We start from the raw sequence: 7,537 nt of genomic DNA on the forward strand, positions 1-7,537 counted from the left end.
GGCTCCGCCCGACCCCGCCATCACCGTGGTCGCCCTGCGGTTCTCCCACCCGCCCTCTCTTGCTTGCTCTCGGGCTCCGCCCAACCCCGCCATCACCGTGGTCGCCCTGCGGTTCTCCCCCCGTCCACCCTTGCTTGCTCTCGGGCTCCCCCCCCGCCATCACCGTGGTCGGACGCCTGGTGATCACGGTCAATGCGCGCGCAGTCGGCGAAGCATGCGGGCGTCCTCGAACCCAACCTCCCGGGCCGCGGACTCGACCACGGTCCCATGGCTGATCAGATGCTGAGCCCGCTCCAGGCGAAGGGCCTGCTGGTAGCGCAACGGAGTGAGCCCGCCGGTGGCGCGGGTGAACGCGCGGGTCAGGGTGCGCTCGCTGACACCGGCCCGCGCGGCCAGATACGCCAGCGGCAGCGGCTCGGCGAACCGGCTGTCGATCAGATCCTGGACCCGGTGCACAGTGTCATCCACGTGAGAGCGATACCGGAGCATGGCGCTGGCCTGGGGTTCATGGCCGTTGCGTCGCGCGTAGACGACCATGTCCCGGGCGACCTTGGCGGCGACCGCGGGCCCGTGCCGTACCGACAAAAGGTGCAACGCTAGATCGATGCCGCTGGCGATGCCGGCCGAGGTCACCACCCGGTCGTCGATGGTGAACAGCACGTCGCGCACCACCGTGGCGCGCGGGTACCGAGCCGCCAGCTCATCCTGAAGATCGTGGTGAGTGGTGCACCGGCGACCGTCCAGCAATCCCGCCTGGCCGAGGGCCTCGGCTCCGGCGCACACGCTGGCCACCGTACCCCCAGCGGCATGATGTGCCCGCAAACGCGCCAGATCTTCCGCCCGCGGGGGCGGCGCATCCCGCAGCGTCGGCCCCCGCCACCCCGGCACGACAACCAGGTCATCCGGCCCCAACTCGGGCCATCGAGTCTCCGCCGCCAGCGGCAACCCCTGCGCGCTGGGCACCTGCTCCCGCTCAGCCACGTACCACAGCCGGTACGACTCCCCCAGCACGGCAGCGGAATGAAAAGCCTGAGCGGGCCCGGCCAGATCCAGCAGATGCACCCCCGGCAAGAGCACGAAGACGACTTGGCTCATTCCAGTTCCGTCACGCTGACAATCGCGGCGAATCTATCCCGAAGCACCGCCTCAGTCCGCGCGGTGATCTCCTCCACGGTGAACCCGCCAACCGGCCCGGTCGTGGTGGCATCGGTGACGAAAAGCACCTGATATCCGAGATCGCTACCGACCCTGGTCGTGGTCTCCACGCACTGCTCGGTCCGAATCCCGCACACCACCAGCTCGCGCACCCCCGCCTCAGTGAGCAACTGCTGCAGATTGGTGGTGGTGAAAGCGTTGTGCGACGTCTTACGCAGCGTCGGCTCCCCCGGCAGCGGCGGCCCCACCTCGTCCATCAGCCGAACGTGCCCGTTGGCAGGATCGAACGCACCACCACTGCCGGGTTCGGAGTGCAGCACCCAGATCACAAGATCCCCATTGGCCCGAGCCACACGCACCAGCCGATTGACCGGTTCGGCGATCTTCGGGTTCCCTATCTGCTCCCAGCTCGGCTGCGCCCGGAAGGACTCCTGGACATCGATCACAATCAGCGCTCGGTTCATACCACCAGTCTGACCAGCACAACCACCCCCCGACCAGGCCCGATCCAGCCCCTTACCGGAACGATCCGGTCAAGCGCAGGTCGGAACCTTCGGATAATCCTGGGTACGGACGGCGGGCAGCCAGGCCACCCCGCCGGGCACGTCGTCGAGCCGCACCCGATACCACCGCTTGGTGAAGACGCCGGTCTCGTCGCTGACGAGGTCGCCGTCGTACAAAACGCAGTCGCACTCCAGCACGTCGTTGTGCCACACCCGGTGGCTCACGACGTTGTTGGCGTCGTATTTCGCGCGGGGGTCGATAGCCAGGCCCATGCTGCACGACGGCGGGCGGTCGGTGCGGTTCTGGCAGGGAACCTCCACATTGAACACCTTGATCGGAACCGTCTTCGCGGACCCCGCCGGTCCGTCCTCGCGGAACACCAGCACGAGCGCGACGGCCGCTGACGCCACAGCGGCGGCCGACGCGGCGATCGTGATGATCCACGGTGTACGGCCCCGCTCGCGCCGCGGTTCCTCCGGCTCATGGACCGGTTCCTCCGGCTCATCGAGAGGCGGCGGCGACTCACCCCTCCGGGCGGCGTCGGCGAGCGCCCACAGCCGGTGCAGATCGCGGGTCTCCTCGCCACTCGCGCCGCACCCCTTCGCGAAGGTGTGCACCACCGCGAAGTCCGCCGGGATCTTCGTCCCGGCCGCATAACGGTGCAGGCTCGACCGGCCGATCCCGGTACGTCCGGCGAGCTCCTCGAAACTGACCCCGGCGCGCTCCTTGAGGGCACGAAGCCGCGCGGCCAGTTCATCCGCTTCCGCGGACAGCGTCATGAGTCCATCCCAGTCATATCCCAGCAGGTCAACAGAATCGCAGGTCACACGGGCTGGGACCATCCCAGCGTCCCATTTCACTGTAATCCCTTGCGAATCATGATGATCGCCGTCAATGTCGTCGCTGACTCGGCACCGTCAGCGCCCGGGTGGAACGAAAGTGCGGTGCCGAAACGACATCTCTGTCAGCACGTCAACCAGAAAGAGAGAACGCGCAATGAACCTACGCCGGCACGCGGGGGCCGTTATCAGCGCAGGACTGCTCGCCCTCCCTCTCGTCCTCCTCACGGGGACGTCGGCCTCCGCAGACACCAACTGCGGAAGCTGGCCCGGAAACGGCATCGCCGATCACGACGTCAAGACCCTGACCGTGACCCACGGGGGCCGGACCATCAAGATCGCTCTGGTGAACCAGCGGCTCAGCGATCACTCATTCGCCGCCATCAGAAGCAACTACCGGTCCGGTGACCAGACCTGGGTGGACCGTTCGTACGACGGGGGCAAGAACTGGACGCAGTGCGGCCCGTTCAACTCCCAGTTCTCGAACGACCTGAACAACCTCGGCAACCACATGCGAGCGTGCGCTCGCTTCAACGGGGCGAGCTTCTGCACGGGCTGGTACAAGGACACCGACTGATCACCATGAACGCGTGACGCGAGGGCCGCTGCCGGCAGCGGCCCTCGCCGCGTCTAGCGGATGAACGTCTGGATCGCGCGCTGACAGCGAGTGGCCTGGGCTTGACGTGACCATCCGCCGCTGGGCGGAACGCGACCACAATGTCGTACGTTGGACTGAACTCGACCGAGGCGGTCACTTCCTCGCGATGGAAGCACCCGACCTGCTGATAGCCGACGTGCGCGAATTCTTCGCCAAGCTGCGCTGAGAGGCTGGTCGTAGGGCGCTCGCGCGCGACTAAGCTCGGACACCGGCGTAACGTGGGCGCGAAAGGATCCGATCATAGTCAGCGATTACCTGCCTCCGGAACCGTCCCGACCCGTGCGTCGCCGCGTGACGGAGGCGGCGATCTTAAGCGACCACCCCCAGAGCCCCGCCGATGTCCGGCAGTGGACCTGCCCGCACGCCCAGCACGCCCGGCACGGCTGCGTCCCCTGCTACCAGGCCTCAGCCGATGCCGACCCGGCGTTGCCGCTATGGGATGTCGCGGTGTGGTTCACCACGGTATGGCCGATCCCGATCAGGGCGCTGCAGGACGTCCACCGCCACGGCCGCCGCTTCACCCTCGACCAGCCTTCGACGCCTTTGGTCTACATCCTGAGCGGTCAGGTGCGGACCGCCCTGGGCGCGGAAGCGGTGGCCGCGATGGTGGGTTTCCTCCAGCAGAACCGCCACATCGTCGAGGAGTTCACCGTGACGGAGATCCGCGCCGTCCACTCCTGACAGCCCGCGCTGTGGTTAAGCGGATCAGAATGGGCGCCAGGAAGGCCATCTCGAAGAGGCGCAGGCTCTGCACGCTGGAGATCAGCGGCAGGTTGGCGTGCGCGGAGGTGGCCGTCGCCAGGACCGCGTTGATCCCGCCCGGCGTGGTGGCGAGATAGGTGTCGCCGAACGGGATGTGGGTGAGGACGGAGAGCAGCCACGCCAGGGCTGCGCATCCGGCGCTGATGGCGAGCGTGCAGGCCAGTGCCGCGGGCAGGATCCGGCGTAGGTCGCCCAGGGTTCGCCGGGTGAACCGCAGGCCGACATCGAGTCCGATCATGGTGAACAGCAGGGTCCGCAGGATCCCGCTGGGCGCGAATCCCGACGCGAGGCCGGTCGCGGTGACGACGCCGGACACCAGCATGGGGCCCATCATGGCCGGGCTGGGCAGCCTCAGCCGGGGGCCCAGCAGCAGGCCGGCCAGCGCGACGACCGCGAGAACGATCAGCCCTCGTAGCTGGTCGTGACCCGTACCACCGCCTGGGCGGTGCTAACGCGCCGACGAATTTCGCCGGGGTCAGAGGCGTCCGCCCGTGTGGGCGAGGATCTCCCGTACCCGCTGCTTGGCCAGGGTGCAGTAGGCGCGCGCGGACTCGCGGGCGGCACCCCGGTCGGCGCGTTCGAACGCCTCGGTGAGATCACGTTGCACATCGATGAACTTCTGCGAGGTCATCGGCGTCGACCCGAAACTCCGGGTCATCACGCTTTTGATGCTGAGCCCGCCGAAAGTGGCCGTCAGCAGTGGATTGTGCGCCAAGCCCACCAGCCATTCATGAAAGGCGTAATTGGCATCGAGATAGTCATCGAAATCCACGAAACGGTCGCCCACCAGCAGGACCGCCATCCGCTCGAACCTGGCGCGCAGTTCCGCCAGTTCAGCTGGGGACGAGTGGCCGACGCTCAGTTCGATCACGCCGAGTTCGATGGCGAGCCCGGGCGTCGAACGTCGCGTCGGAGGTGGCCACATCGAACTGGGCGACGACATAGCCGCGGTCGGGATCACGGCGGACGAGGCCGTCGGCGGCCAGGCGGGTCAGGGCGTAGAAGGCCGCCGACTGATCCACACCCAGTTCACCGGCGAGATCCTCCAGCAGGATGACCTCGTTGGCCAGGTAGACCCGGCTGAGCACCTGATGCCGGGCCTTCTTGTACACCCGGTCATCGCGGGCGAACTCGAATCGGCCGAAGTCACCGCGGAAATAGGTCAGCGGCTGGCCCTGGCCGGCGACGGCCGAGCGGACACGGCCGATGAAGACCGAATGGGTGCCGCCGTCGACCTGCTCGGTCACCTCGCATTCGAGATGCGCCAGCGCGTCGCTCAGCACGGGCAGGCCCAGCTTCCCGGTGTGGACGCGAACGTCGCGGAACTTGTCGTCATCCGGCATGGCGAACTGATGGGCCAGCCGGCCTTGGTCCTCCCCCAGCACGTTGACCACGTACTTCCCAGCACGGGCCACCGCAGCCGCCGTTGGGACGGCGTTGTTGACGCAGGCCAGCATGGTGGGCGGGTTCACGGACAGGGAGGTCACGGAGCTGGCGGTCATGCCGAAACGCTGGTGGCCGTGGGCCGTCGTCAGCACGGCCACGCCGCTGGCGAGATGGCCGACGACGTGCCGGAACAGCAGGGCGTCGACCGCCTCCGAGACCGGGCCGGCTGACGCCTGTTCCATGCCCCCACCTCCGTGGAGTTCGCTGATGCCCCGAGTCATGGGCTCATTGAACAGAGGGCAGGGAGCGCACCACAGTGGCGCTCACCGTGAAATTGCCGCAAGCCCGGTGCCGGAGGACGTTACGCCCCGCGGAAATGACGGGATCCGGCAATCAAAGCCGGAAAAATCACGCCGCTGACCACCGCGTACGGCCCGACCACGCGATTGACTGCGCAGGTGATCAGGGCAGCAGTCGTCGGCCTCGGCTGGTGGGGCCAGAGAATCATCCACGACCCGGCTCTCGTCGGTCGCCACGATCACCGCGGTGACCTCGGGACGGTCGAGCAACTCGGCCGCGTCCGTGGTGGCGAAGTCGGCCCGGGTGTCGTCGGCGAGTTCCTTCAACGTCGGCGCGTCGATGTCGCACAGCCCGAGCCAGGTCACGCCCGGATACTCCCGGGCCAGCACCGCGCGAATCCGGCCGACAGTGCCGCATCCGATAACGGCCAGTCCTATCATCTGTTCTCTCATTCCTGAGCGAGTTCCTACGCGAGACCGAGCAGTCGCGCCGCGTTGCCGCCGCTGATCAGGTCGACCTGCCGCTGGTCGAGGCCGCGCGTTGCCCCGATCAGGGCGAGCGGGTCGTCGTCTCCCATGTCGTACGGATAGTCGGTGCCGAGCAGGACGTGTTCCGCGCCGTAGCGATCGACCAGAAACTTCAGCTGGCCGGGGTCGAACACCATGGTGTCGAAGTAGAACTTGCGCAGGTAGTCGCCCGGCAGGCCGGGCACGTTCTCGCTGACATCGGCGCGGGCACGCCAGCCGTGATCGATCCGGCCCGGGTAGGCGGGCAGGTAGCCGCCACCGTGCACCACGACGATCTTCAACCCGGGATGGCGCTCGAGCACCCCGTCGAAGATCAGGTGGGCGGTGGCAAGCGTCGCCTCGAAGGCGTGCCCGATGATGTTCACGAAGTTGTGGCCCTGCAGACGCTGCGGGTGGGTGTGCCCCTGGGTGTGGATCACCACGACGACGCCGAGCCGCTCGACCTCGGCCCAGAACGGGTCCAGCCTGGCCGCCGAGATCTCCTCGCCCTCGACGTGGGTGCCGATCTCGATACCGCGCATGCCCAGCTCACTCGCCAGGTAGCGCAACTCCCCGATAGCGGCCTCGGTGTCCTGGAGCGGAACCGTACCCAGCGGCAGGAACCGCCCGGAGTGCTTCGCGATCGCCTCGACGAACTCCTCGTTCATCAGCCGCGCCACCTTGGCGCCGAGCTCCGCGTCAGCCCAGTAGTAGTACTGGTAGACGGCGATGGCCACCGCCTGGATGTCCACGCCCATGCGATCCATGTCACCGATCCGGACATCCAGCATGTCCATCTTCGGCCTGATCTCCGCGAGCTGCCGCTGATTCACCGCCTGCGTGGTGGCGTTCCCATGGCCGAGAGCCACCTTGCCGGCCGCGCGAGCGGCATCCTCCATCAGAGCCGCGGCCGGCGCGCACTCGCGGTGACAATGGATGTCGATAACCGGCCCATCACGCCGGTGCGCCCTCGTCATCGCGGTCGTTCCTTCCGTCGTCCGGCTCTCTGCTGGTGCCGACGTTAGGGAGCCTCACCCGCCACGACAATGTGGGTTTCCGGCAATCTGACCGGCGAAAGATGCCGGAGCGCGCATTCCCACCAGCTCGAACGGCCGCTCCACACTGCTGTCCGGGGTCGCCCGGTTGAGGCCACCACCTGCAGCGCCACATCTACCTCAGGGGGTTCCACGCTTTGACGACAACTGAGAAGTGGTCAATTCAGCACGCTTCTCAGTTGCCTCTCAGTGAGCGGCAGGCCAGGTGCGGCAGGGGCCGGTTACGGTCAGGCCTACCTGGGAGCCGAGGGCGATGGGGTGGTCTGGGGGGACTCGGGCTGTTATTGGGGTCGCGTCTGGGAGTTCTAGGCGGATCAGGGCTGAGTGGCCGAGGTAGTTGCGGTCGATGACTTTGGCGGGGATGGGTGGGGG

General features: G+C 67.5%; 12 protein-coding genes. 3 read left to right on the forward strand and 9 right to left on the reverse strand.

The features are described from left to right. Nucleotides 1–189 precede the first annotated feature (189 nt). The 3 genes from Aple_RS51425 to Aple_RS51435 form a co-directional block, all read right to left on the reverse strand. A complete protein-coding gene (locus tag Aple_RS51425) occupies nt 190–1,095 on the reverse strand; it encodes a GlxA family transcriptional regulator (protein ID WP_155352122.1) in 906 nt (301 codons plus the stop codon). Further along, a complete protein-coding gene (locus Aple_RS51430; protein WP_155352123.1) occupies nt 1,092–1,619 on the reverse strand; it encodes a cysteine hydrolase family protein in 528 nt (175 codons plus the stop codon). Before Aple_RS51430 ends, Aple_RS51425 begins: the two co-directional genes overlap by 4 nt. Nucleotides 1,620–1,688: 69 nt before the next feature. Next, the gene (locus Aple_RS51435) at nt 1,689–2,438 is read right to left on the reverse strand and encodes a helix-turn-helix domain-containing protein (RefSeq protein WP_170322079.1); all 750 of its coding nucleotides are present in this window, start codon (nt 2,436–2,438) and stop codon (nt 1,689–1,691) included. A gap of 217 nt (nt 2,439–2,655) precedes the next feature. Here Aple_RS51435 and Aple_RS51440 point away from each other — a divergent pair, with 217 nt between their 5' ends. The 3 genes from Aple_RS51440 (at nt 2,656) to Aple_RS51450 (ending at nt 3,837) form a co-directional block, all read left to right on the forward strand. Further along, entirely contained in the window at nt 2,656–3,075 is a 420-nt protein-coding gene (locus tag Aple_RS51440) for a hypothetical protein (protein ID WP_155352125.1), read from the forward strand. Between the two features lie 106 nt (nt 3,076–3,181). Beyond that, on the forward strand, nt 3,182–3,322 hold the full coding sequence (locus Aple_RS51445; RefSeq protein WP_425544293.1) for an alpha/beta fold hydrolase: 141 nt from the start codon (nt 3,182–3,184) through the stop codon (nt 3,320–3,322). A 113-nt stretch (nt 3,323–3,435) separates the two neighbouring features. Next, nucleotides 3,436–3,837, forward strand: coding sequence for a hypothetical protein (locus tag Aple_RS51450; RefSeq protein WP_155352126.1), 402 nt, complete (start codon nt 3,436–3,438; stop codon nt 3,835–3,837). On the opposite strand, the gene Aple_RS51455 is transcribed toward Aple_RS51450, so the two are convergent. The 6 genes from Aple_RS51455 to Aple_RS51480 form a co-directional block, all read right to left on the reverse strand. Next, nucleotides 3,803–4,324, reverse strand: a complete 522-nt coding sequence (locus Aple_RS51455) for an AbrB family transcriptional regulator (RefSeq protein WP_155352127.1) — start codon at nt 4,322–4,324, stop codon at nt 3,803–3,805. The two genes, Aple_RS51450 and Aple_RS51455, sit on opposite strands and share 35 nt — an antisense overlap. Before the next feature lie 69 nt (nt 4,325–4,393). Then, nucleotides 4,394–4,861: an FCD domain-containing protein gene (locus Aple_RS51460; RefSeq protein ID WP_155352128.1), complete on the reverse strand. Its 468-nt coding sequence runs from the start codon at nt 4,859–4,861 to the stop codon at nt 4,394–4,396. Then, the gene (locus Aple_RS51465) at nt 4,752–5,546 is read right to left on the reverse strand and encodes a flavin reductase (protein WP_155352129.1); all 795 of its coding nucleotides are present in this window, start codon (nt 5,544–5,546) and stop codon (nt 4,752–4,754) included. The genes Aple_RS51460 and Aple_RS51465 overlap by 110 nt, the downstream gene beginning before the upstream one ends. Nucleotides 5,547–5,627: 81 nt before the next feature. Next, a complete protein-coding gene (locus tag Aple_RS52970) occupies nt 5,628–6,056 on the reverse strand; it encodes a Gfo/Idh/MocA family oxidoreductase (RefSeq protein WP_373869730.1) in 429 nt (142 codons plus the stop codon). Between the two features lie 14 nt (nt 6,057–6,070). Further along, complete coding sequence (locus Aple_RS51475; RefSeq protein ID WP_155352130.1) at nt 6,071–7,087, reverse strand: amidohydrolase family protein; 1,017 nt, start codon at nt 7,085–7,087, stop codon at nt 6,071–6,073. 264 nt (nt 7,088–7,351) lie between these two features. Continuing rightward, the coding region (locus tag Aple_RS51480) for a TOBE domain-containing protein (RefSeq protein WP_155352131.1) at nt 7,352–7,537 on the reverse strand (186 nt) is incomplete at its 5' end.

The sequence above is a fragment of the Acrocarpospora pleiomorpha genome (assembly GCF_009687885.1).
GTDB classification, from domain to species: Bacteria; Actinomycetota; Actinomycetes; order Streptosporangiales; family Streptosporangiaceae; genus Acrocarpospora; species Acrocarpospora pleiomorpha.